This is a genomic window from Sulfuriflexus mobilis (assembly GCF_003967195.1).
In the GTDB taxonomy this organism is placed as follows: domain Bacteria; phylum Pseudomonadota; class Gammaproteobacteria; order AKS1; family AKS1; genus Sulfuriflexus; species Sulfuriflexus mobilis.
The window spans coordinates 2,665,379-2,686,581 of sequence record NZ_AP018725.1 but is presented as its reverse complement, the minus strand read 5'-3'; the positions used below and the strand labels follow the sequence as shown (position 1 = coordinate 2,686,581).

The window sequence follows — 21,203 nt, the reverse complement described above, 5'->3', positions numbered from 1 at the left end:
CCTTAAATGCGGAACTGAGCCAGACCAGCAAATGCTCGAGCCTGACCAATCAGTCGTGGTTCATCTTTCCAAGTGATGGTGCCGAGTGCGGTATCGATAACGATCACCACCGTGGCCATGTAGCCTTCTAGGTCTTCACACCAAGCACGCTCCTCGATAAAGCCCTTGTACAATCCAAACAACTCAGCCCGGATCACGCTCTCAGTAATAATGGGAGCACCGGCACCGAAGTTTTCTTCAGTAGAGGAGAGTTTGTAACGGCCCTGGATAAACAGGCTGGCAATGTGAGCACGCTGTTCGAAACGCACACGCTCCAAGGTTTCAGGTCGGTTGATATCCAGATAAGAGATATCGCCCAGGCCCGCTGCGTTGGTTTGATAGGTCGTTATCTGCCGTTCAATGCGACAGCGACCATCGGCACCTACGGTGTAGGTGGCAATGCCATCGTACAAAAGCAGGTTACGTTCAGAGTCTGTCCAGCGGTCTTCAATTGCCGGTGCCATCATTCCTTCAAGCTCCAGCGTATGCAGTGGGCGTGCAGGATCGAGGGCCAGTGGGTTGGCTGCTGTCATGGCATCGATAGCCGCAATAATATAAGGCGACTGTGGCGCAATGTTGGTGCCGAGGCAGGTCACGTGCGGATAGTTACGCCCAGAGCCAAAGGTACCGGTAGCCGCATGATTGCCACGGAAGGCCATAAAGGCTCGAGCACCCATCTGTTTAACAGGTCCCCAACGGTCGCCTAACTCTGCTTCAAGCAGGGCAAGGTTGGCAGCATCCGCGTAAGGGAAAATAATCCAGTTGAACCATTCGTTACCCATTGCAGCCAGGGCAGGCGTGATGTCCGGGTTGGCGGTACCGCCACTCATTGCTGCAATAGCAACAGCAATGCCTTCTGGCGTTTTTTCACCATAGAAGTTGAGGCGAACATCGATATCGTTGCCAGTCTCACCCTTCCATCGGCAAGTGAGTGTGGCAACACCCAATGCAGAGGCCGCCGTAACGGGCAGAGACGTGTCGGCATTGACGGCGGTTGCGATGGCGGCGGCCACTGTGGCGACGGCATCGCCTGCGGTCACTGCGACACGTACACGAGTGCCACCGATATAAATCGCCAGCGTCCCTGACTTCGTGGCTGCACCGGTGATATTTATAGTGCCTGTGGCTACTGCACCTGCAGCCGCTTCATCGAGAGAGACGGCCCACATTTCGGTGAACTCATCGACAGCCTTACCGGCTTTGAGCATCTCGGCGAGCATGGAGCCACGGCCATAGTTCTCTTCGCCCTGGTTAACGCCATCGGTAATGCGATGCAGCAAACCTTCGGCTACCGTACCTGTAGCTAGTCGCTGACCAATCACCAGCACCTTGAACTGTTGCTCCGCCTGAGCCGCCAGCAGGTTACTGATTTCGATATGTACACCGGGCAGACGCCAGTTGGCAGGCATCTCGTTAAACGGAATTGTCTGTGGCATGACTGATTACTCCTAGTTGGTCTGTGCAGTCTGGGTCTTGGCTTCAGCAGCTGCTTTTTTCTTGGCGGCGGCTTTACCCTTTATGAATTCATCGGCGGTGATTTCCACCACGCTTTTATCCTTAATGCGACGTAGCCAGTGCGAGTTGTATGGCACTTCTGCACCATACGACGGCATAAAGGTGCCTGGCTTATCGGGCATGCGAACTTGCAACTGCTGACCTTTCTTATCCGTCTGCTCATTAACGGCGGGTTTAATATGAATTATCTTGCTCACATTGTTCTCCTTATGGTGCTGTTACTTTGTCTATTGCAGCAGGCTCATCTTCACCTGGTGCCAGGGAATGCTCAGCGTTCCATACCAACCAGTCGTTGAGCGTGTTGATATCGAACGGCGTGCCGATGTTCATCAGCTGCGTCCATTCGCCCGCCCACATGGCCACACCTTTTTTTGCAATGCCGCCACGGTACAGATTGTTAATGTTGAAGCGTTCAGCGGGCTGCGCCTCAAGGCCAAAGTCGTAGTCGGTGATTAGGTCGGTTAGCACTTGCACAACCTCAAGACCGATATCGTCACGACTCTTCGTAGAGGTGTCCTTGGTAATAACAAAGACACCCCAGCGAACCACGCCGGCCACTTCACCCATTTCTTTTCTCATGTCAGTAACATTCAACATGGCGAGAAAAACTGCAGGGGCCTTGGCCGCGATGCGACCCAGTTCATTTTTATCAAAGCGACCGGCATGCTCATGCACATCAACCTCGATGGCGGCGAGCGCGGCGGCGAGCTGCACGGCAATGGCTGCGCGATTTGATTGAATGCTCAATGCAATGCCGCTCCGATATGAGAATCAATCCAGTCATCCGCTACGGCGACCAGGTCGGCTTCATTCTCAGCACTCAAGCCTAAATATTCTCGGCTGGGGATGCCACGGTCTTCATCACCAAAATGCTGCGTAGCGCCATAAATCAAATTGGTTCCCCAGCCAGCCGTTGTGCCTTCAACGAAACCTTGAATCGAGTCGAGTAGATCGCCTTCGTTTTCCAATAGCGAATGACCGCCATGCCTGGTTGCTGCGTAAGCTTCTGACCAGGGCTCCCATGCCTTACCCTCGGGACTGCTTTTCTCACTGGAGATACGGCGACGGGTCTGTGCCTCACCCTCTGCCGATAACGCTTCAGCGAGGCCATACAGGTCAATTGACTGTGGCAGGTTGGCGAGACGTTTTTGCAGCCTGGCTAAGTCATTGAGGTTGTATCGAAACCCTAGGCTCACAACAGCGTCCCTCGCTTGAATCGTCGATCGTTACTTGTTACGGTGACACCACCATTGCTTGATGCGGGTGGCTTGGGTAAGCCGAGGCTTACAATGCCTTTTGCGATGCGGCTCAATAATGTCACTGCGTCGTCGTAACGTAGGCGGCGTTCGTCGGTTGCGGTACCGGCATCATCGGCAAGTCGGTACATAACGATGTCGACACACAATCTGGTGATAACATCCGGCGTTGTTGCTAACGGCAAGTCATACTTTGCGGCCAGATAGGCGTTGACCTCGGCATCGGCATCGATCAGTGCCCGGTCCACAACGTCCGCGTCCGCCACACCATCATCATCGCGGTCAGCCAGGATCAACAACTCTTCCAGGCTGTAGCGATCAATGATGTCTTGTTGTGTGGCGTACATGCGTGATTATTCCTTTCTGGCTATAGTGATGCCGTCGGTGATGAAGGTGGTGTGTTCAACGATGAGATTCTTTTCATCCTTGAGCGCTTTCAACTGTTCTTTGGTCAGCGCATCGAGTGCGATGCCATAACCGACTTCATTGAATGCCAAACCAGCGCGGCGGAATGACTTGACGCCGGGCTTGGTCTTTACCCAAACGCCGTCGATGTCACTTTCTTTTTTTGTAGCGACTTTCTTCGCTACCTTTTTCTTCGCCACTTTCTTTGCAGCGACTTTCTTTTTTTCCGGTGAGGTAGCCGCAGGCGCACTGGATGCGGCCGTACTACCTTCCTGCTTATTTTCGTTCTTTGATTCTTCAGCCATGAGAGCTATCCCCTGGTTATCTGTTTGCGTTCAAGTTAAGGGCGGGTTAAACCCGCCCTTATCATGGTTGGCGTTATACGGTGCCGTCAGAACCCCAGGCCAGCTGCCAGAAGCCGTAGCCGGATGCGCCGCGCGCTTCAGCACCGAAGAGGTACTTCTTGCGCAGGAACACGCCGTCGGCATTCATATCGGTCTGCGAGACAAACACTGGGGCCTTGCGTTCCTGGTAGATGAACGGCTTCACCGGCTTGGTGGTATCCAACAGGAACCAGGCGGTGTCAGAAGTCAGCCAGTCACCCACCACCACTTCAGCGGTGCCCTTGTAAGGGTTGGGCTTACCGTCTTCCAGCTTGTCGACGCTCATTAGCGCATTAGCGGTATCTTCCAGTGCAGGCGGTACCAACAGAATGTTAGGGCGAACGCCCAGAGGACGACCTTCATCATCCTTGAACTTGCGCATGGCGGTGCGACCGGCACCATAACTGCCCTGGGCAAGAGCCAGTGTGGAAATAGCGAGTACCTTTGTTCCCTTGTTGCTGACGCTGGCACCTTTTACCTCATGGTCAGTGTCGAAGAAGAACTGGCCGTCGTAGCACGGCGTGGCGAAGGCAGCATTAACCGCTTCATACACCAGCTCATCGGGGAACTGCTTGGAGGCAAAACCCGCACCCTGGGCTTGCGGCCCATAGATGCCGATGTTGTCGTCCTCGATATGATTGCGATCAACCTCAACCGTGGTCTCGAAGTCGTCATTGGTGATGACATACTTGAAGGCCTTCAGGGCCTTGATGGCTTTTTCATCAATCCAGCGCTGCATCTTTGGGAAATTAGAAAGCCACGAGTAATCATTCTGAGCACCCGTGGAAGGCACCTTCATGGCGATCTTTTCCCAGGTAGAGGGAGCCGCTTCAAAGGCGTTGTGGAAGGAGGTCTTCAAGTTAGCGAAGATGCGCTCCAGATTGGCTTTGTTAATTAACATCGTTTGTTACTCCTATCGTCAATAATCAGGTGTTGTTATTCGTTATGGGCTAGTACTACTCGACCCAAACGCCATCGGCATCGATACCGACCACTACGCCGCAAGCGGAGCGTGTGCCGACGCCATTTGTCTTGGCCACGGTTTCGTCGTCTACGATGTAACAGACCTTGCCAAGTTCAGCCTGGGTGATTGGATCAGCCCCTGAGTTGTTCCATTGGAACGCCTTGCCTCGGCGCACCTGAATGGAAACATCGCCATCGGCACCGGCGGTGTTGTCCACGGCCTCTTCGGCGCGGCCAAGGTAGGTGAGGTTCAGGGCAGTAGTGCCCTGAGCGGCAAAGCCGGTTGCATTAGCCACAACAATGGCTCCTGCATGAATGACGGCGGCGGCCGCCACCGCGACGGCCAGAATCTCGGTGCCCTTGTGCGGGGTGTTACGATCTGAAGTCAGCATTTCTTTTCTCCTGTTCTATGAGTGAGTTCGAGACCCGTTACGCGTCGGCGTGCTTGGCAACGTCGTCAGAGGAATGACCGAACATGGCGTCGATCTTTTTCTGTTCGGCATTCAGCGCCTTGTCTGTCTCACCAGGCACTGTCTTGCCATCGAGGTCGGAGGCAGCGGCAACCACCGGCGCGGCAGCAACGTAGTCATTGAAGCGTGCCAGGCCACCTTCCTGTCGGCAGTTCGCCTTGTGGAACTCGGCCGTGCCAGGCGTGATTTTGCCTGCCTCTAACGCACTGTTAATGGCCGTTTCAATGTCAGCGTCAAGCGTGGCGGCTTCATGGTCGGCCAGCTTCTGCTCGGCATTGGCGGCACGTTCCAGTGCCTGGTCGTGATCGGCACGCGGCACGAACTTTTCCAGGCTCGGGCTTTCGGCGCGATTGTTGGCCGTGGTCAGATCACCCTTGAGCTGATTGATAGCGTTAAGGGCACTCGCCAGATTGGCGTCTTTAGTCAGGCCGAGGGCCTGTAGCAATGCTTCGTCCATTGGATTCTCCTCATGGTCGATGGAATCGGGATTCATTTCCCGGTTAAGGGCAGTTAAATTAAGGTTGGGGCTGTTGGTCAGCCCAACCGATGCGATGCCGACGATGCGGCGGGTGTTCTTCTCGTACACCAGAACAGGGGATAGGTAGCGGTACTCACGAGAGGCAATCGAGTTTCGGCCACGTTCGGTCCATTCAGGGCGTGCCCAGATAACACCTTCGCGGTTTTGCATCTCAACGCCCCAGGCAGAGGCGGGTGCCTCTTCGCCCTTGGGGGCTTTAATTTCGGTGCTGTGCTCCCAGTCAAACGGGAGGTCGCGGCCTTGCGCCTGCATGGCCTTGTGATAATCGAGGATGGCCTGTGGCCGGTCATTGATCCATTTACGGCCATCGACCCCTTTGACATCGCCAGCCGGGACCAGCTCGACCCACTCCGGCACACTGCCGTCTTCAGGCAGGGCGAAGCACAGCGCGATGCGCTGGTCCGATTCGAGCGCCTTGTTCACGGCGATGGCTAGGTCGTGGTGTTTGTGCATGCCGCCAGATTAGGCGGGCTGACTTACTAAATAACGGGGGAACGCGTTCCGGGGATAGGTAGAACAGGGACCATTCCACGCTACCAGTGAGAAGGCGGGTTGGCAAGGTCGGAACAGCACGGCCACATTTCCAGTCTTATATATGCGCTGCCGGAATATTGTTCAGATTCGGTGATTTTCTCGCCTGGGCCGATTCTGCCTCGGGATGTGGAACGGACTAGCGTTTTATCCGGCCGTTAAACGGGGGTTAAACGGGGTGAACCAAAAAGGCAGGGGTACGGCAGCACCCAGAGCCTCTCAGGGGTGCACAGGGGCGCTGTGGCGGCCGAGGTCGAATGGGGGGATTTTGTGCTATCCTACGAATAGACGTTGCGACGCGGTGACATTCTGCCTGCCGTAACACGTCCCTCGGGACGGAGTGCTTTGTGGGGTTTCCGGCCTGGCCGGATGGCAGGCCCCACCAACGTCTCTACTTTTCTACGCTTCTAATCACCGAGCCACTCTTCATCATGCGACGCATCTCGCGTGGGTCGGCCGGGTGATAGCTCACCAGATAGACCCGCTTGCCATCCTCTGTGACCTTGACCACGGCCTTCTGCCATTTCCCGGCCTCACGCCGGAACAGTACCAGCTTGTTTTTCCCCTGACGGATGGCCACCCCGCGATGGATGAGGTCCGGCAGGTAGCGGTAGTGGGCGGCCGTCAGTTCGGCGTGGCCACGGGACTGCTTGTCGAGCGTGGCCTCAGACAGGCGCACCATCTGTGACGTGCTGCCGAGTGCCTTCTGCATGTCGCGGCTGATGATGCCAACGGGCAACTCGCCGCCCGGTTTTTTCATCCAGCCATCGAGCACTGGGGTCTTGATGATCGAATTAACAGCGGCGCTGGCATACTGCTGATCAACAGAGGCGACCTTCTGCGTTAAACGCTCACGCAACACACGTGTGCGGTCTTGTCCGGGGTTGCGCATCCATGCCGGGTCGAGCCCTTCAGGTACATCGAGTGATTCACCTGTGCGCTTGTTCAGCCACTTCCGGGTCTTGATCGTGGGGGCCTCGGTGAGATAGTTACCGGTCGCCACCAGGCGCTCGCGTTCACGGCGTGATACCTGGCGCACACGGCACTTGCAGCCCCAACCATTCGGCGGGTAATGGGTCTTCCAGAACGGGTGGTCAATCGGCAGGATGATCCCCGCCCAGGCAACATGCTGAGCTCGATGTTTTTCAGAGGGGCCGAGTTCATATATAAGATAAGGGTGCGTCTTCTTGGTACGTTGCGCACGCTGCCACTGCCCGGCGGCACGGGCACTGCGCAGGTTGGCACGGTAGATAGTCTTGAGGCGACGCGGGCTACCCAGCTGCACCAGGCGTTTCTCACCCGATGCCGGGTCGACCTGCTCTTGTTGGCCCCACCAACCCTTCTTCTGCAGGCGAGGCTTTAATTCTTTTTTGAATTGCTGGAAGGTTGTGCCATCGGCCAATGCCTCATCGAGCGCACCGCGAACATCATCGAGCACATCAAGCTGCATGGCCTTGGCCACGGTGAAGGCGTTGGCATGTTCTTCGCCCCATACATCACGGTAGTCGAAACCAACGCGCAGTTCCTTATCACGGAAGTAGTCCAGGGCATCTTTGGGTACGGGACCAGGGAAGGTGAAGTCAGGCATTACTCTGCATCACCAACACCGCGTGCCTTGAATGTTTCCAGCGCCAGTCGCTTAACCAGTTCGTCGGCACCCATCTCTTCAATGAGCCCGGGCAGCTCGGCAAGAAACGCTTCGTAACTGTCCACCCGTTCGGCCATCGCTTCAACAGGATCGAGCACTTCATTGATGACCGGCTCCCACTCTTCAGCGGCGGCATCAGCCAGTTCGTCAACCTCATCGGCGGGTGCGGTGTCACGATTCATTGCGGTGGCACAGGTCGGGCAGTGTGCATGTGAACGGTTGGCACCGGTCTCCGTTGCCACTGGTTGGCCCTGCGGCTGCAGCAGTGTTGCGCCCTTGGCGGGATCGGCCAGGCTAAACTTGTCGCGTATCCCTGACTCTTCAACACGCAAGCCGAGCGGTACCAGTATCTCCAACGCTTCAGAGAGCGCCTTCAGGTCTTCCGGCTGTGGCACGTTAATGCCGATGCTTGGGTAGCTCTCCTGCGGCCCATAGTTCAGGTCGATAAACGGCCGCACAAACCCTTCATTGAGGGTATCGGCCAGGTCATGGGCATCGTCTTCCTGAATGTCTTCACGCACCTCGTCGTGGACATTGGCCTGTGACTGGCTGCTACCGTCGTCGGTGGTCATGGTCTGACCGAGCACAGCCTTTGAGGTCTGTTTATCAAGCCACTCAGCGAGGTTCTGGAACAACTCATGCCCGCCTGATGCCTTGGCTGTTTCAATAAATTCGATTTTCATGGAGTCAGGGATCACCGCTGCCGCATCACTGCCGATATTGGCCACGGCACTGATCAAGGTTTCGATATCGTCCTTGGTGGCATTGGGACCATGACGACCGACACGAATGGGCATGCCAAACACTTCGGCGAATGCCATCCAGTCGGTGAGGGTGTAGCTCTTACACATGTAACTGACGGCAACCAGGCGAGCGAGACCAGCGCGGATTGGCAGGCCCATTTTGAGTTGCGGCACATGCTTGATGAATTTATAGGGCCCCAACGGGATACCATTCATCATGTCCTGCTCATCGAGCAAGCGCAGCTCGCGCCCGGTTACTCGGTCGAACATGAAGAAGCGGGGGTCGCGCCAGACAAATTCCTTCGGCTGCCATTGACGGCCGCTGCGGTCCCACATGATCTCGACCACGCTATAACCTTTACCCAGCGCATCCATCAGCGCCTTTTTCATTTTGCGGAACTGGGGGCGGCGCACCTGGTTACGCACGGCATCGGCCAGCTCGACGTCTTTGGCATCATCACTCGCAGCCTCGACCGTAACAGGCAACTTGGTCACAGCACGCTTGCGTGTGGCAAGCACTGAACCGTAGTGCGGCTCACGCTCTTCCATCTCTTCGGCAAGAGTGAGGAATTCATTGGTATTACCTTCCGCCGCATTGCGCAGGATGGCAGCCAGCCGTGACGGGTTAATGCCTTCGGCAATGGAGCCATTGCCCCAGACAGTACGCACGCCAGTGAGGCTGGCGGTAGCGATTTCCTGAGTAAGGTCTTGCTTGCGAATGGCTTTACCATTCGGCCCAAGGATGCGGATATCTTTTGGCATTACATGATTCCTCCGCGCCTACCGAACCCGGCCGTGATACGGACAGGACGCGACAGGCGATCAACATTTTGCTGGCGACGTGGATTAGGGATGGCGTGGTAGCTGTACTCTTCTACGTCCATAAGGCTGGCGATGTAAGCGAGGGCGATAGCGATAGCCGAATCGCCGTGACGTTTAAACTCGCTGTTCTTTGTATCTTGTGTGCGTAGCTTGGGTAGCTTGATGATGCCGTCGATCATCTGCAGGGCGCGGATGTCATTTTTTATATCGGCATCCTTTGGCAGGTCGAGCACCTGGTCTTCGAATGCGGCCTGCACCTTGATCATGTTTGCCTTGTACCAGGCATCGTTCAGCATGATCTCCTGGATAAGTGGTCGGCCAAATTTATCAGCGGTGTACTCGGCAAGCGTTGCACCGTTACCCGTGGCGTCCATTGCCCCGCCAGTGAAGCGTGGCAGGCGCTCAATGAGGTGCCAGAGGATTTGTTCCTGTTGCCGGGTAGGCGTGTTCTTCATCTCAAGCAGAAACGGCACACGGCGGGCAAGGTTTTGCTCGGTGGACATCGGGGCAACGATGGAGAAGTCGCCATGCCTGGCAAAGTCTTCGCCGAAGACGTGTGACACATCCGGGTTAAGGGTGTCCAGAACAGGCGTTAAATGGTCGTTAATCCAGCCTTCCACCCAGCTGCGTTTGTAGGCTTCGGTCTTGACGGCAAACTCATCATCAAGCGCAAGGCGTAAGACAGGCCGTTCCTCTGTCATACAGTTTTCGATCAAGATGCCAGGAATAGCAACGCCGCTGCCTTCGCTTGGTATGCCATCCAGTTCCTGCAGCATGGCGGTTCTGTTTGAGCCGTAGGCACCACGAACCTTCTTGTACCAGGCCTTCTTGCCTTCCGGTGTTGGTTCCCAGCCCTTCATGAAGCACACGCGCTCATAAAGGCCGTTGGCAACGGCATCATCGAAAAATACGTTATAGACTTTGAAGTCATTCTCGCCGAGACGACTGTCTTTGATGAGTTGGTTGAACGGGTTGCTGGCACCGTTGTGCGTGCTGATGATCCGGATCTTGCCACCCCAGATAATCAATGCCAGTGCGGCATCGATGACGGCCTGCACGTTCTGATGGAACGCGGCCTCATCAATGATAACGATACCCTGCAAGCCTCGAATGTTTGCCGGATTACTCGACAGCGCCACAATCTCAAACCCAGTCGCCCAGCGAATGCGGTAGGCGGTTATCTGACGGCTACTGCCATCCTCTTGCTGGTCTTCAAATAGAAATACTTCAATACCCTTCCAGCCCTCGGCCATTGCCATCGCCATGACCTTGGCCATGTGGGCACAGTAGCCAATGAACTCCAGACCTTTTTCTTTGGTGTCACCGATGTAATAAATGTTATCGCCGCCTGCGTTCTTTTGACTGGCCGCTGTGATTGAACCATCAAGTGCTGAGGCATAGGTGATGCCGGTACGGCGACCCTTTTCAGCAATGGTAAGGTCTTGCTCCTGGCAGAGCGCGATCCACTCTTTCTGGTGTTTCATCAGCAAGCCATCGGCCATTGGGTTATGCGTGGACGGGATCTCGCGCACGGAGGCCGGGAGTTCTTCCCAGCCTACTATGCGGATGACGTCTGAAGGAGTGCTGCCCATCACTTAACGCCCAGTACCTGTTCCCGCCAGAACTGTGCCTGTTCAGCGTTGAGGCCCTGTTGCGCCGCGGCTTCTGGAGTAAACAGTTCGGCCGCATCATCGAGCGCTTGCTTTCTGGCCTTCTGTTCAATCTGAAACTTGATGGTGGCCAGGCTGGATTTGTTGAGCTGTGCCACGCCCTGGATAAGCTGCGGCAACTTAATCTCTTCGCTGTAGGTCTTGTCGCGGATGATGGCCATCACCTCCTGTTGCATCAGCGCCGTGATAGCCTGGTTCATGTCGGCACCATCATCGCCATAAACCTCGGAGATAGCCCGCGCCATCTCGATGGTTTGCTTGAGCTGCTTCTGTTCTTCCTTGAAACGTTTGCCGTAGCGACCGACTGCACTCTTGCTGATTTCGTAGCCCTGTTCCTCGAGGAGATCGGACAGTTCGATGTAGCCGGTAAAGTTGCGGCGCATCAGTTCCTGGTCTAGCCACGCCTTAACCTCTGGCGGCAGCGTGACGACCGTAGACAGGCGGCCTCGTTTTTCAACCGGTGCCGGTGCAGGCAGTGTTGCCGGGTGATAGATTTCTAATTGGTCGTCTTGTACGTCGGCATTCAACCAGGCATGGCCAGCCTCGGTAATGCGCCCAGCCATCCAGTAAGAACCATCGATGGTTATAACGTCTACAAAACCGACCCTGGCCAGATACGTTAGCGACGACTGCACACGTTCGATGGTGGGTGAAAGCTCAGGGTCGGTTTGCACTGCCTGCAGAATCAGGCTCTGGCCAACAGGGTCAGGCGTGGCGCGAGACAATGCCTGCAGTACACGCAGGCGACGAAGGTGCATGATGTGTTTATCAGTCGCCATCGTGCTTGCCCTTTACCTTGCCGTTGAGCGCCCCGATCACCTGATTAAGGTCACCAGCCATATCGTTCATCCTGGTGTAAATGTTACCGAGTACCTTGCCGTGCTCATCAAGCTTGCGGTCGAGGTGTTCATTTCTGGCAAAATCTCGATGCATTTCCTCGCGGGTATTCGTTACCCGCTTATGCAGTTCTGCCTTGGTTGTTTCAAGGCGTTCACCATGAGCCCTGATATCCAACTCATGGGTGTCTAGCCTCTTGGCATGATCGGTGAGCTTCTCTGATACATGCTCCTTGTGTTTATCCAGCAAATAGAAGACGTACTTGAGAAGCCCGGCAACCGCCGCGAGCAATGCCAATATGGTTACAAGTGTTTCCCAATTAATGCCTGCATTCATCGCGCCGCCTCCCACTGCTCTTTGCACGGCACACAAAAGACTGACTCCGGCTGCGCTTCGAGACGGGCTTTGGGTATCACAACGGTACAGCTACAGCAGACGCGGTTGCCATCGTCGTCGTGGCAGGGAGCTGGCAGGTCTGCTATATCGTTAGCGACTTTCTCTGCATGCGCATCGAGCGCCTTCTTGCGTTGCTCCATCTCCAACTGCTTGGCAGTGTCGAGTGGGTCTGGGAATCTATTTACCATTGTTATTTTCTCGTTTACGAATCCACTTTACCGTGCTGTCATGCAGAATGCGGCAGCGGTGATACAGTTCAGCCGACTCGATATGGTTATCGAGCAAATCGGGCAAACGACCACTGTTCGGCACGGGCAATTCATTCGGGCAGGGTTGTGCCATGTCCGCTGGCAGCCGGTCAGTGCCGACGTCCGCGATTGGCATCGATCCAAAACTGCAGGCCGTCAGCATCGAGACTGCAGTCATTAAGCTCAGGGTGCGCAGTTGCATGTTTTTTTGCCCTCTCTCTCAGCACCCGAAACTCGGCGCGGCGGTTTGCCTGGGTTAGCACATGATCCAGTTCAATCTCATAGTTCTCATCGGCGACGGCTTGTGCCTGTTTAATGGCACGTTCAACCGTCGTTAACTTGTCGGCCTTGCAGGCGTTGCTGGCATTGGTTACGCCGACCCAGAGGCCAAACGCGAAAACGGCGGCCAGTGCCGCAACCAATCCTCCCCATGCCATCTTCGATGTGGGCAGGAATAATTTCAGAAGCTTTAACACTCAGGCTCTCCGAACCAGTGCTGGCGCAGGTAACGTGGCTCAAGGATGCAAAGGATGCGCTGCGGATAGCGGCGGTTTTCATCACGCGCCCAGTCGGCGCGCTGCGTGTGGTTCTCGACGTTGCCGAACCAGCGGTCGGGATCGTCGCCGTTCGCTGTTGTCAGACGGCGATCACGATTCACCCAACCGAGACCGCCGTTGTACGCAGACAGCGCCATTGCCCAGCGGTCACACTCATCCATCAACCCGGCGTGCTGCGGCTGGATGTGATCGAACAGATACTTGTCGTATATGACTAAAGCCTTAATCGCCCACTGCGGCGAATACGGTGCGGCGTTGGCGAGGTGTGCCGGGTAAATTTCAGCAATCCACTCGGCGGTGCTGGGTGTGAACTGGGCAAGGCCATCGGCATAGCGGCTCTTGGCCGTGATGCGCCAGCCGCTCTCCTGGTGAATCTGTGCAGCGAAGCGTGCGACAGGGGCATTAAGCCCCCAGTGTGCCTGTGCCTCGCGCATGAGCGTGCGTTGATAGCGTTTGGCATTGGCCGGTATCGAGCCTTCAGCCAGAGCACTGCCCACTACAGCCATCAACAGCATGCCGAGCATGAGTGCTATAAATACAATGGCCGTGCTACGTGACCCGCTGCGTGGCGATGAGTAACGGCGTCTCATACGCCCAACCCGAGTGCCACGATGGTGGCAGCGACGATGATAGCGCGCCGTAGCCAGGCCGTGTTGCGGCACTGCAATTCAGTCTGATGATCGGGCCGACCATGCTTGAATAAGGAACGGTCAATCCAGTAACCCAGATAGGCACCGATGCATAACTTGGAGAGTGACCACAACAGCACGCCCACCTGGTGCGGGGCGATGACCGAGACATACGATACTGTGATAACGGCAAAAAAGAGCCACGGCCAGGCGCGGGCCTTGTCTCGAATGCGGTCTATGAGTAATTGATATGACATGCTGCCAGACTAGGCAACAATGGGATGGTTTTAACGGGGGAACACGTTCCGAGGGTATACTATTCTTCTTAATTACACGATAATTGATCGCACATTATGGCGCAACCGTTCAGATAGTCGACATTAGATAATTGAATGGCCGGAAACGACCTGTGGCTGTCATCGGAAAAGAGTACTGACCACTTTATTCTTAATAATGATACATTAAATAGGGTAACAAGGATGAATACACTACCTGTCAAATGTCGCATTGCAGTTTTATGGTTAGGATTGCTGATAACTCCACTACTGCAAGCACACCCGGGCGGAGTAGATGACAACGGTGGGCATGTAAACCGTGCCACCGGTGAGTACCATTGTCATCATGATGATTGTATATCTCCCTTCTTTGTCGATCCCACGGCTGGCCACCTGGATGTCGTATCATTCAATATCCAATTCCTGGGAAATTTCAAGAACCGTGACGACACTGCTCTGGCCGCGTTGTTGTCACCGTTTGACATCGTTGTCGTACAGGAGCTGGTGGCCCCACCATTCGATGGCACCTTTCCTGATGGCACAGCCTATCGCCCTGATACAGAGGCTCGACGTTTTTTTGAAGCGATGACGGCGAATGGTTATGACTTTATTCTATCTGAAGAAGATACCGGCACAAAAGACAAAATTCATGTGAATAGTACCGCGACTGAATGGTGGGTAACCTTCTATAAGCCTGAACTCGTTGAGCTTGCCGCAGACTTACCGAATGGATTTTTAGCAGGCAAACGCGGCAACCATGATGATTATGAACGCGTACCCTATGCTGCAGCGTTTCGCACACTCACCGGCGGTAATGACTTTGTACTGATATCCGTCCACTTAAAACCCGGTGATCGGAACGCAGATAAAGAACGACGCGAGCATGAACTCGATGCGATAGCCAGTTGGGTGACTGCTAATGATGACGATGAAAAGGATTTTTTTATACTCGGCGATATGAACTTTAAGAATTGTGCCGAGATAGCAGCAATTGTGCCTACAGGTTTTCAGGCACTCAATACGGGCACTGCATGTCTAACTACAAATACTAACGTTAACGGGCCAAAACCATATGACAATGTGCTACACCCTGCTTCCAGCACGAATGGTTTGGTAAAGGGTGGACAGTTTGAGGTAATTAATCTCATTGATGCAATGCGTGTACCGTGGTTTGAAGATTTTAACCAGCCATACCCAGGCGATGATCCATATAACCACAACGCGTTTCGGGTACGTTATTCTGATCATCATCCAGTGCGGTTCCGTTTACTGATTGGTAGTGATGATGATTGATGAAGGGCAAGAATCGACCCGAAGCAGACATTTGAGGTGACTGATAAAATTATGCGGATGTTAGAGGTTCTGGAAAAAGGTGTGTGCCCCGTGTACACGCGGCACAGTGTTTGCCAGAGCGCTACGTGATGCTTATGTGGGCGTGGGTAAAAAAGTTTGAGGCTTTCATGATGCAGTTGCTACCGCTTGCGTACTTACTTCATGACTAATACCCCTTTTCGTCGCGGCCCCAAGATCGGCCCCAATCAACCATGCTTTTGCGGCAGCGGCAAAAAATTCAAGCTCTGTCACGGTGGGGTGCAGCATACGATCCCAGCCCTGCTTGCCCAGGATAGAGCTGAAAAGGAGATCATCGAACAGGGTCGGCGTCTTTTCGAGAAACACAAGGCCCAAGAACTCCAACGGCAGAAGCAACAGGGGTTGGGCCGACCGATTATATCGACGGAGCACAAGGGATACCGGTTCGTCGCAGTCGGGAACAAATTTCACTACGGGAAATGGAAGAGTTTCCCCGATTTCTTGGCCAATTACATCAAGCATACGTTGGGTAGCGAATGGGGCAATGCCGAGATTGCCAAACCTCTGGCAGAGCGTCATCCATTAATTCAGTGGTACGACAAAGTCTGCCACCTTCAAGCCGCGCATGCCAAAGAACCAGGTGCCTTATTCTCCACACCCAAGACCGGTGCGGTATCGGCTTATAACCGGCTCGCTTATAACCTGTATCTCATCACACACAACGGCAAGGACATCCAAACCCGACTCATCGCGCGACTGAAGAATAATGACAATTTCCAAGGTGCTTTCTTCGAGACCCAGGTCGCCGCATGGCTGATAAATGCAGGTTTCGAGCTGGAATTCGAGGATGAGTCGGACAAAACATCAAAGCATTGCGAGTTCACTGCTACATACTTAGAAACCGGCGAAAAATATTCCGTTGAAGCAAAATCGCGAAAGATTGAATCCAACGCTTCCTCGCGTGCAAGAGTGGGCCGTAAACTCTACGAGGCCCTTGAGAAGAAAGCTGATCACAAGAGACTAATCTTTCTCGACCTCAATAAGCCGCTACATACACTGGAGGCAGCAGAAATCGCAATAGACCGAGCAGAACGCATCGTAAGACAGTCGGAAGGATTGAAGATTGCCGGTAAACCCGCGCCCGCAGCTTACGTTTGCATAACGAACATGAATGACCAGTACGCGCTCGATACATCGGCGCTCGCAACGATCATTTCGTTTAAAGGCTTCAAGATACACGACTTCATGGGGGACGAGTTTCCCTCGCTGCGGGAAGCGGCGCGAGCAAGGGAACGCCATTGGCCCATGTTCCAACTTTTTAAGTCCATAGAGGAGCATCGCGAAATTCCGCAGACATTCGGTGGTGAGCTACCTTCGGAGGTTTTCGTTCCTAACCCACCGCCGAGGCTACAGGTCGGTCAGTTCTATGTTGTACCGGGACCTGATGGGGTAGAAGTCAATGCGAAGCTTACGCAAGCAACAGTCATGAATGATAAGGCACATTGCATACTTCATGATCCGGCAACGAACAAATCATTGATCGTTACGTTTGACATGACATTTGACGAACTAGCCGACTATGCCAGGCACCCAGATACCTATTTCGGCGTCTATCAGCAGCAAAACCGGAGAGTCGAGACCGCGATGGAGATGTTCGATTTCTTCGTCGACGGTTATCGGGATACACTGAAAGAGCGGGTTATAGAACTTCTACCGAATTACGCCGATCAAGAAAGTCTTCAAGCTATGTCTCAGAAGGAACTGGTTGAGCTCCTTGCCGAGCGCTATACGATGAATATGATAGCAAAAGGCTTCGCCGTTAAGCCGCAGCGCAACAGGAGACGCGGACCACCTTCTGAATAAATGTCTGTTTCCTCATCTTGTTATATCAAGCCTGCGAATGTCCGCTCCTGGCCGAGGGCAGACATATTAAGAAAAATAAGGCTAAAATGGGTACGGTGACTGGAAACGACCCAAAGCGGCCATCCGCACAATAGGCCAAATCGACACTAGTGGCACTACTAGGGAATCCGTATAACATGCTGTTAGACGAATAAAGATATATGAGGAAGCAATTGGAACCTGAGCTAGAAGAAATCGAACGATTCTTTAGTCAATTTTCAAAAGAGACTGACAGAGGTGCTGCGCTTACTGCTGGTGCAATGCTTGAAGATAGACTCGGGGACATAATAAAAGGATTTTTAATTGACTCAAAGGAAAGTGAAAAATTGTTGAAGGGTACGAATGCGCCTTTTGGAACTCTATCATCGAGAATATCTGCATGTTTTGCTCTCGGTTTAATAGACAGAATTGAATTCGAAGAAATGGAAACAATTCGAAAAATTCGAAATAAGTTTGCACACAATTGGGACAAAGTGTCATTCCAAACTGATTCAATAAAAGACCTAACAAACTCTTTGCCTTGGCGCGGGCCTGCTGAATTTGAGAAAAATACAACAATAAAAGATCGATTTTGTACAGCCATGTCTATGCTCATGGTAGATCTAGTATGGAGAACACGCCTCGTTAAAAAGGAAAGACGAGAATTAAAAGAATGGCCAGACAAATTGAGGTAATTATATCGTCTAACAAAAGGGTCAAGTTGCCGCCAAAAAACGGCGCAACTTACCCAAGTCGTTAGGCCTTCGACACTATGATCAGCATCAAAGATTCCGCTGAATTCGAACAGTTGTTGAAGGCGCTGTCCAACGACGTAGTCGATGCACATATTCACTATCAGATGTACGAGGATCTGGTTGAGGCCATCGACAAGCATCCGCTAGTTGTCCAACAATCGAACACCTTCTGGACATTTACGCTCCAAGCCCATTTGAATTCGTGTATGTATGCGCTGTTTAGGGCGTACGACCAAGACACAAGAGCTTTACACTTGCGCAATTGGCTAACGACGATTCAAGAGAATCTGCATTTGTTTGATGAGGAGTCGTTTCGCGAACGACTCAGGGAAAACCCATACGTCGCAAGCCTCGCGCAAGATTCACGAAAACCAGATGCTACGACGCTGGCATACGATATCGCAACATGTTCGAATATTGATCCGATTGTTAAGAAGTTGACGGTCTACCGAAGCAGCCGGATGGCTCACCGGAATGCCAAAGCCCTTCTTTCCCCAGGTGACATCGGCGAAAGATTTGGACTGACGTTCGATGATATTCGTACGTTACTTGAGCGGGCAAAAACGATTGTGAATCGATATAGCTATATGTTCGTGGCGTCCGTTTATTCAACTAAGGTGGTTGGGCACGATGACTTCGAATACATCTTTAAGTGCGTCGAAGAAAAAGTTGAGGAGTCACGTCGACAGTGGACGTCGCAGACCTGAATTATAGGCAAATTAGGCAAATCATAGAGGACAGACCATGTTCCCTTGTAGTTGGTCAGCTATCGATTTATAAATTGATAACCCAACGGCCGCTCCTGGCCGCATGCCGACGTTCAGAACCTGCACCATCTGACACTGCCTGTCAGCTCAAGTCTGAACTACTGCAACTTACACTTCATTAAGAACCTTATCTATTAAAACAAATCACCTTGCCGCTCTTTGAGCTCGCCACGCTCTTCGAGGCGACGCTTAACTTTGCGCATGCCACGTTCGGTATACTCATATTTTCTGGCTAACCTAGCACCACTAACACCCTGTTCAATATCTCGTGCTATCTGCAGGTCCTTTGCGGCTTTAAGCGCAGCAAGGCAACGGGGTATATCAATCTCTTCACCGGCATAGATGGCTATCAGCTTTTCCATATTCTCCAGCCCAATCAACTCAGCCAGCCAGTGGTCCTCACGCGCACGCCTTGGCACGCACAAGCGAATGCCGCCGCGCACCTCGACGATAGCAAGTGCCGCAGGTAGGTCGGTGATTTCAACCAGTTCCTGGATAGACGGCGGCAGATGTTCGAGCGTGGCATCCATCAAATAGCCTTACTTGCTGTCCGCAGGCTTGTACGTTTGCAGACCATCACCGTCGCGGTACTCAATAACGACGGTATTCGATTCCACTTCACGGAAAACTTTGACACTCGCGTCTTCCGGCAAGCTGTAAAGCATGATGCGGAACGCTGCCTGCATGTTGGCGATCTGTTCTTGTTTAGTCTTTTCCATCAGTTTCTCCCGTGACGCTTAGCGTCGTAGGTGAGTGCTGCAATCATCTTGCGCAGTTGTGCTTCGTCACACCACTCGTAACGATCCACGTGAAACATTCTCTTAGCCATACCATCGGCATAGGCATCTTGCCGTTTGGCGGCACCGAGTTGTGCCTTGATCTTGCTGATAAGCCCGGCGCGAGCATTGGCGGGTGTAGTTCGGCCCTTGCGGGTGAACTTGGCACCGCATGCGCGAAGGTGGTCGAGCACCTTTTTTCTGCCTGCATCATCAAGGTTACTCGCCGACCGCACGCGGGAGATGGTCCACAGCATGTCGCGGTAGGTGTCGTCATCCATACCCAGTTGCTTCTTGGCAATGTGGATTTTTGAGAGGTCAGTGTTGCGTACGCTATTCGACATTCTCTTTCTCCGTGGGCAGGCCCGCTTCTTTCCTGTAGGTCTCGTAGTCAATAATCTCGATTGATTCGTTGTGTTTGATGAGGTGCCGAATGAAGGGCCAAGGGCGAAGCCACGATGGGTTGTAAGTGGTCTCCTTGTTATAAAGCCCTTGCTTCTCACATTCATCTTTACCGACGATTCGTTCCATTTCTTTTATGTAGCGCTGCTTAAATGAAGAGCGTGTTATCGGACGCCAGAAACGACGAGGCTCTTCATCCTTGCCATCTACCCACTCATGCACCGCAGCTAACCCGTTCACATAGATAGCAATGGCAATACCGTTATTACTTATCCGACCAAGCACAGCCTGAACCAGATAGCCGTCACAGCGAAAGAAGACCGTGTCGTATAGGCGGTCTAACTTTTTGGCAACGTCTGCCCACTGTTTTTTGGTTGGCTGTGGCACTGGTTCTCTCCTGGAGTTAAAGCGCCGCGATATCCAGAGGGATGGCTTCGTAGTCGCCTGACTCTTCGATGCGCTCGTATAACCGCAAGTAGGTCTTGCTGCCCGCAATCTGCATGGAGTCGGCAATGGCCTGCATGGCCTGTCGCCATTTCGGGTCTTTGATATCGAGACGCTTGAGGCCAAGGATGCGGCTGGTGTTGACTTTGCCTTCCTTATCCACCTGAAAGGCATGGTCGACCAGCGCGCGTATCTCGGAGCGACTGCCCTGCGTCCATTCGTGAATACACTCATCGACCAGGGCCTTGGCGACCTGCAGGCGTTCATCGAATACCAGGTACTCAGAGATAGCGCGCTGTATCTTGTAGCGGCCGTCGAAGCTGGTGAGCGTGACGTTGCCTTTTTGCCCACCCATCTTGGCGTTGTACTTCTCGGCAGAGAGTTCGATGAATGCCTCGATATCACCCATTGCCTCGCCCTTGAATCGAGCCATGACCTGTTGGGCCTGCTTCGCCCTGGTAACGAGTTCATTGACCAGGTCGTGCCGCTCGCGGTCGATATCTTTGACCATGTCGAGCGGGACGAGGCGGCCTTGCTGGTCTTGTATAAATCCCTCTGGGACGGATGTAGTCATCAGTTATTCTCCGGTTCGTGTTGCATGTTGTTTACGTTGGCAGGTGTAGCTGGCCACGCAAGTCGGGGACAGAGATTCGCTTCATTGCCGCAATCTGTGCCCAGGTACTCTCGGAACGGCTGTACAAAAACTCACAGGTCCGCTCCAGTTCTTCGGGTGTTTCGGCCATGTAGTAGCCGGTACTTGGCAGCCCGCAGATATGTTCGCCTTCAAGCCGTAGTTCTTTGATCAACTCGCGCAGTTGACGTTCAGCGACGGCGTTTTTATGCCAGTCTCCTGTTATCTCGGCGACAATGACGCTGCCACAAACACCGTGGCGCTCACCAATATGGCGTGATAGTGCGTGCAGTACCTGTGACTTTTTCATG

General features: G+C 53.5%; 28 protein-coding genes and 1 pseudogene. 4 read left to right on the top strand and 25 right to left on the bottom strand.

The features are described 5' to 3' along the window. Positions 1–2: 2 nt before the first annotated feature. The 19 genes from EL386_RS13375 to EL386_RS13285 form a co-directional block, all read right to left on the bottom strand. On the bottom strand, positions 3–1,475 hold the full coding sequence (locus EL386_RS13375; RefSeq protein WP_126456730.1) for a phage tail sheath subtilisin-like domain-containing protein: 1,473 nt from the start codon (positions 1,473–1,475) through the stop codon (positions 3–5). 12 nt (positions 1,476–1,487) lie between these two features. Next, positions 1,488–1,751 carry a DUF2635 domain-containing protein gene (locus EL386_RS13370; protein ID WP_197722097.1) on the bottom strand — a complete coding sequence of 88 codons (264 nt, stop codon included), beginning with the start codon at positions 1,749–1,751 and terminating at the stop codon, positions 1,488–1,490. A gap of 10 nt (positions 1,752–1,761) precedes the next feature. Then, positions 1,762–2,301: a phage protein Gp37 gene (locus tag EL386_RS13365; protein WP_172597729.1), complete on the bottom strand. Its 540-nt coding sequence runs from the start codon at positions 2,299–2,301 to the stop codon at positions 1,762–1,764. Next, entirely contained in the window at positions 2,298–2,750 is a 453-nt protein-coding gene (locus EL386_RS13360; protein WP_126456728.1) for a phage virion morphogenesis protein, read from the bottom strand. The genes EL386_RS13365 and EL386_RS13360 overlap by 4 nt, the downstream gene beginning before the upstream one ends. Continuing rightward, positions 2,747–3,157 (bottom strand): gp436 family protein, encoded by a 411-nt coding sequence (locus EL386_RS13355; protein WP_126456727.1) that lies wholly within the window; start codon positions 3,155–3,157, stop codon positions 2,747–2,749. The genes EL386_RS13360 and EL386_RS13355 overlap by 4 nt, the downstream gene beginning before the upstream one ends. A gap of 6 nt (positions 3,158–3,163) precedes the next feature. Continuing rightward, entirely contained in the window at positions 3,164–3,520 is a 357-nt protein-coding gene (locus EL386_RS13350) for a hypothetical protein (RefSeq protein ID WP_126456726.1), read from the bottom strand. Positions 3,521–3,593: 73 nt separating this feature from the next. Then, complete coding sequence (locus EL386_RS13345; protein WP_126456725.1) at positions 3,594–4,499, bottom strand: Mu-like prophage major head subunit gpT family protein; 906 nt, start codon at positions 4,497–4,499, stop codon at positions 3,594–3,596. A gap of 55 nt (positions 4,500–4,554) precedes the next feature. Beyond that, positions 4,555–4,953, bottom strand: a complete 399-nt coding sequence (locus tag EL386_RS13340) for a hypothetical protein (protein WP_126456724.1) — start codon at positions 4,951–4,953, stop codon at positions 4,555–4,557. 37 nt (positions 4,954–4,990) lie between these two features. Next, positions 4,991–6,022: a phage protease gene (locus EL386_RS13335; RefSeq protein ID WP_126456723.1), complete on the bottom strand. Its 1,032-nt coding sequence runs from the start codon at positions 6,020–6,022 to the stop codon at positions 4,991–4,993. Positions 6,023–6,491: 469 nt separating this feature from the next. Further along, a complete protein-coding gene (locus EL386_RS13330; RefSeq protein WP_126456722.1) occupies positions 6,492–7,688 on the bottom strand; it encodes a phage head morphogenesis protein in 1,197 nt (398 codons plus the stop codon). Next, entirely contained in the window at positions 7,688–9,253 is a 1,566-nt protein-coding gene (locus tag EL386_RS13325; protein ID WP_126456721.1) for a DUF935 domain-containing protein, read from the bottom strand. Before EL386_RS13325 ends, EL386_RS13330 begins: the two co-directional genes overlap by 1 nt. After that, positions 9,253–10,905, bottom strand: coding sequence for a hypothetical protein (locus EL386_RS13320; protein WP_126456720.1), 1,653 nt, complete (start codon positions 10,903–10,905; stop codon positions 9,253–9,255). The genes EL386_RS13325 and EL386_RS13320 overlap by 1 nt, the downstream gene beginning before the upstream one ends. After that, complete coding sequence (locus EL386_RS13315) at positions 10,905–11,762, bottom strand: DUF3486 family protein (RefSeq protein WP_126456719.1); 858 nt, start codon at positions 11,760–11,762, stop codon at positions 10,905–10,907. The genes EL386_RS13320 and EL386_RS13315 overlap by 1 nt, the downstream gene beginning before the upstream one ends. Beyond that, a complete protein-coding gene (locus EL386_RS13310; RefSeq protein ID WP_126456718.1) occupies positions 11,752–12,156 on the bottom strand; it encodes a hypothetical protein in 405 nt (134 codons plus the stop codon). Before EL386_RS13310 ends, EL386_RS13315 begins: the two co-directional genes overlap by 11 nt. Continuing rightward, positions 12,153–12,404: a TraR/DksA C4-type zinc finger protein gene (locus tag EL386_RS13305; RefSeq protein WP_126456717.1), complete on the bottom strand. Its 252-nt coding sequence runs from the start codon at positions 12,402–12,404 to the stop codon at positions 12,153–12,155. The genes EL386_RS13310 and EL386_RS13305 overlap by 4 nt, the downstream gene beginning before the upstream one ends. Beyond that, positions 12,394–12,600, bottom strand: a complete 207-nt coding sequence (locus EL386_RS13300; protein ID WP_126456716.1) for a hypothetical protein — start codon at positions 12,598–12,600, stop codon at positions 12,394–12,396. Before EL386_RS13300 ends, EL386_RS13305 begins: the two co-directional genes overlap by 11 nt. Next, positions 12,575–12,940: a hypothetical protein gene (locus EL386_RS13295; RefSeq protein WP_126456715.1), complete on the bottom strand. Its 366-nt coding sequence runs from the start codon at positions 12,938–12,940 to the stop codon at positions 12,575–12,577. Before EL386_RS13295 ends, EL386_RS13300 begins: the two co-directional genes overlap by 26 nt. Then, on the bottom strand, positions 12,934–13,611 hold the full coding sequence (locus tag EL386_RS13290; RefSeq protein ID WP_197722096.1) for a transglycosylase SLT domain-containing protein: 678 nt from the start codon (positions 13,609–13,611) through the stop codon (positions 12,934–12,936). The genes EL386_RS13295 and EL386_RS13290 overlap by 7 nt, the downstream gene beginning before the upstream one ends. Next, a complete protein-coding gene (locus EL386_RS13285) occupies positions 13,608–13,907 on the bottom strand; it encodes a putative holin (protein WP_126456714.1) in 300 nt (99 codons plus the stop codon). The genes EL386_RS13290 and EL386_RS13285 overlap by 4 nt, the downstream gene beginning before the upstream one ends. 135 nt (positions 13,908–14,042) lie before the next feature. On the opposite strand from EL386_RS13285, the gene EL386_RS13280 reads away from it, so the two are divergent. The 4 genes and pseudogenes from EL386_RS13280 (at position 14,043) to EL386_RS13265 (ending at position 18,579) form a co-directional block, all read left to right on the top strand. Then, positions 14,043–15,218 (top strand): YHYH domain-containing protein, encoded by a 1,176-nt coding sequence (locus EL386_RS13280; RefSeq protein ID WP_197722095.1) that lies wholly within the window; start codon positions 14,043–14,045, stop codon positions 15,216–15,218. A gap of 213 nt (positions 15,219–15,431) precedes the next feature. Continuing rightward, positions 15,432–15,512, top strand: a pseudogene (locus tag EL386_RS15950) (SEC-C metal-binding domain-containing protein); the annotation flags it as partial. A gap of 1,787 nt (positions 15,513–17,299) precedes the next feature. Continuing rightward, positions 17,300–17,812 carry an MltR family transcriptional regulator gene (locus tag EL386_RS13270; RefSeq protein WP_126456712.1) on the top strand — a complete coding sequence of 171 codons (513 nt, stop codon included), beginning with the start codon at positions 17,300–17,302 and terminating at the stop codon, positions 17,810–17,812. 77 nt (positions 17,813–17,889) lie between these two features. Then, entirely contained in the window at positions 17,890–18,579 is a 690-nt protein-coding gene (locus tag EL386_RS13265) for an AbiU2 domain-containing protein (RefSeq protein ID WP_126456711.1), read from the top strand. A gap of 194 nt (positions 18,580–18,773) precedes the next feature. Here the strand turns inward: EL386_RS13265 and EL386_RS13260 are convergent, their stop codons facing one another. The 6 genes from EL386_RS13260 to EL386_RS13235 are packed head-to-tail and all read right to left on the bottom strand — an operon-like array spanning position 18,774 to position 21,202. Next, positions 18,774–19,169 (bottom strand): Mor transcription activator family protein, encoded by a 396-nt coding sequence (locus tag EL386_RS13260; protein ID WP_126456710.1) that lies wholly within the window; start codon positions 19,167–19,169, stop codon positions 18,774–18,776. 9 nt (positions 19,170–19,178) lie between these two features. After that, on the bottom strand, positions 19,179–19,358 hold the full coding sequence (locus EL386_RS13255; RefSeq protein WP_126456709.1) for a hypothetical protein: 180 nt from the start codon (positions 19,356–19,358) through the stop codon (positions 19,179–19,181). Next, positions 19,358–19,759: a gp16 family protein gene (locus tag EL386_RS13250; protein ID WP_126456708.1), complete on the bottom strand. Its 402-nt coding sequence runs from the start codon at positions 19,757–19,759 to the stop codon at positions 19,358–19,360. Before EL386_RS13250 ends, EL386_RS13255 begins: the two co-directional genes overlap by 1 nt. Further along, positions 19,749–20,204 carry a hypothetical protein gene (locus EL386_RS13245; RefSeq protein ID WP_126456707.1) on the bottom strand — a complete coding sequence of 152 codons (456 nt, stop codon included), beginning with the start codon at positions 20,202–20,204 and terminating at the stop codon, positions 19,749–19,751. Before EL386_RS13245 ends, EL386_RS13250 begins: the two co-directional genes overlap by 11 nt. Positions 20,205–20,220: 16 nt before the next feature. Continuing rightward, a complete protein-coding gene (locus EL386_RS13240) occupies positions 20,221–20,835 on the bottom strand; it encodes a DUF3164 family protein (protein WP_126456706.1) in 615 nt (204 codons plus the stop codon). Between the two features lie 31 nt (positions 20,836–20,866). After that, a complete protein-coding gene (locus EL386_RS13235; RefSeq protein ID WP_126456705.1) occupies positions 20,867–21,202 on the bottom strand; it encodes a hypothetical protein in 336 nt (111 codons plus the stop codon). Between the last annotated feature and the right edge of the window lies 1 nt (position 21,203).

Excerpts from the sequence above, each read along its gene's own strand:
- EL386_RS13375 (WP_126456730.1), bottom strand. The coding sequence starts at position 1,475 with ATGCCACAGACAATTCCGTTTAACGAGATGCCTGCCAACTGGCGTCTG.
- EL386_RS13355 (WP_126456727.1), bottom strand. The coding sequence starts at position 3,157 with ATGTACGCCACACAACAAGACATCATTGATCGCTACAGCCTGGAAGAG.
- EL386_RS13350 (WP_126456726.1), bottom strand. The coding sequence starts at position 3,520 with ATGGCTGAAGAATCAAAGAACGAAAATAAGCAGGAAGGTAGTACGGCC.
- EL386_RS13345 (WP_126456725.1), bottom strand. The coding sequence starts at position 4,499 with ATGTTAATTAACAAAGCCAATCTGGAGCGCATCTTCGCTAACTTGAAG.
- EL386_RS13340 (WP_126456724.1), bottom strand. The coding sequence starts at position 4,953 with ATGCTGACTTCAGATCGTAACACCCCGCACAAGGGCACCGAGATTCTG.
- EL386_RS13335 (WP_126456723.1), bottom strand. The coding sequence starts at position 6,022 with ATGCACAAACACCACGACCTAGCCATCGCCGTGAACAAGGCGCTCGAA.
- EL386_RS13330 (WP_126456722.1), bottom strand. The coding sequence starts at position 7,688 with ATGCCTGACTTCACCTTCCCTGGTCCCGTACCCAAAGATGCCCTGGAC.
- EL386_RS13325 (WP_126456721.1), bottom strand. The coding sequence starts at position 9,253 with ATGCCAAAAGATATCCGCATCCTTGGGCCGAATGGTAAAGCCATTCGC.
- EL386_RS13320 (WP_126456720.1), bottom strand. The coding sequence starts at position 10,905 with ATGGGCAGCACTCCTTCAGACGTCATCCGCATAGTAGGCTGGGAAGAA.
- EL386_RS13315 (WP_126456719.1), bottom strand. The coding sequence starts at position 11,762 with ATGGCGACTGATAAACACATCATGCACCTTCGTCGCCTGCGTGTACTG.
- EL386_RS13310 (WP_126456718.1), bottom strand. The coding sequence starts at position 12,156 with ATGAATGCAGGCATTAATTGGGAAACACTTGTAACCATATTGGCATTG.
- EL386_RS13305 (WP_126456717.1), bottom strand. The coding sequence starts at position 12,404 with ATGGTAAATAGATTCCCAGACCCACTCGACACTGCCAAGCAGTTGGAG.
- EL386_RS13300 (WP_126456716.1), bottom strand. The coding sequence starts at position 12,600 with ATGCCAATCGCGGACGTCGGCACTGACCGGCTGCCAGCGGACATGGCA.
- EL386_RS13290 (WP_197722096.1), bottom strand. The coding sequence starts at position 13,611 with ATGAGACGCCGTTACTCATCGCCACGCAGCGGGTCACGTAGCACGGCC.
- EL386_RS13285 (WP_126456714.1), bottom strand. The coding sequence starts at position 13,907 with ATGTCATATCAATTACTCATAGACCGCATTCGAGACAAGGCCCGCGCC.
- EL386_RS13280 (WP_197722095.1), top strand. The coding sequence starts at position 14,043 with ATGGCCGGAAACGACCTGTGGCTGTCATCGGAAAAGAGTACTGACCAC.
- EL386_RS13270 (WP_126456712.1), top strand. The coding sequence starts at position 17,300 with ATGAGGAAGCAATTGGAACCTGAGCTAGAAGAAATCGAACGATTCTTT.
- EL386_RS13265 (WP_126456711.1), top strand. The coding sequence starts at position 17,890 with ATGATCAGCATCAAAGATTCCGCTGAATTCGAACAGTTGTTGAAGGCG.
- EL386_RS13260 (WP_126456710.1), bottom strand. The coding sequence starts at position 19,169 with ATGGATGCCACGCTCGAACATCTGCCGCCGTCTATCCAGGAACTGGTT.
- EL386_RS13255 (WP_126456709.1), bottom strand. The coding sequence starts at position 19,358 with ATGGAAAAGACTAAACAAGAACAGATCGCCAACATGCAGGCAGCGTTC.
- EL386_RS13250 (WP_126456708.1), bottom strand. The coding sequence starts at position 19,759 with ATGTCGAATAGCGTACGCAACACTGACCTCTCAAAAATCCACATTGCC.
- EL386_RS13240 (WP_126456706.1), bottom strand. The coding sequence starts at position 20,835 with ATGACTACATCCGTCCCAGAGGGATTTATACAAGACCAGCAAGGCCGC.
- EL386_RS13235 (WP_126456705.1), bottom strand. The coding sequence starts at position 21,202 with ATGAAAAAGTCACAGGTACTGCACGCACTATCACGCCATATTGGTGAG.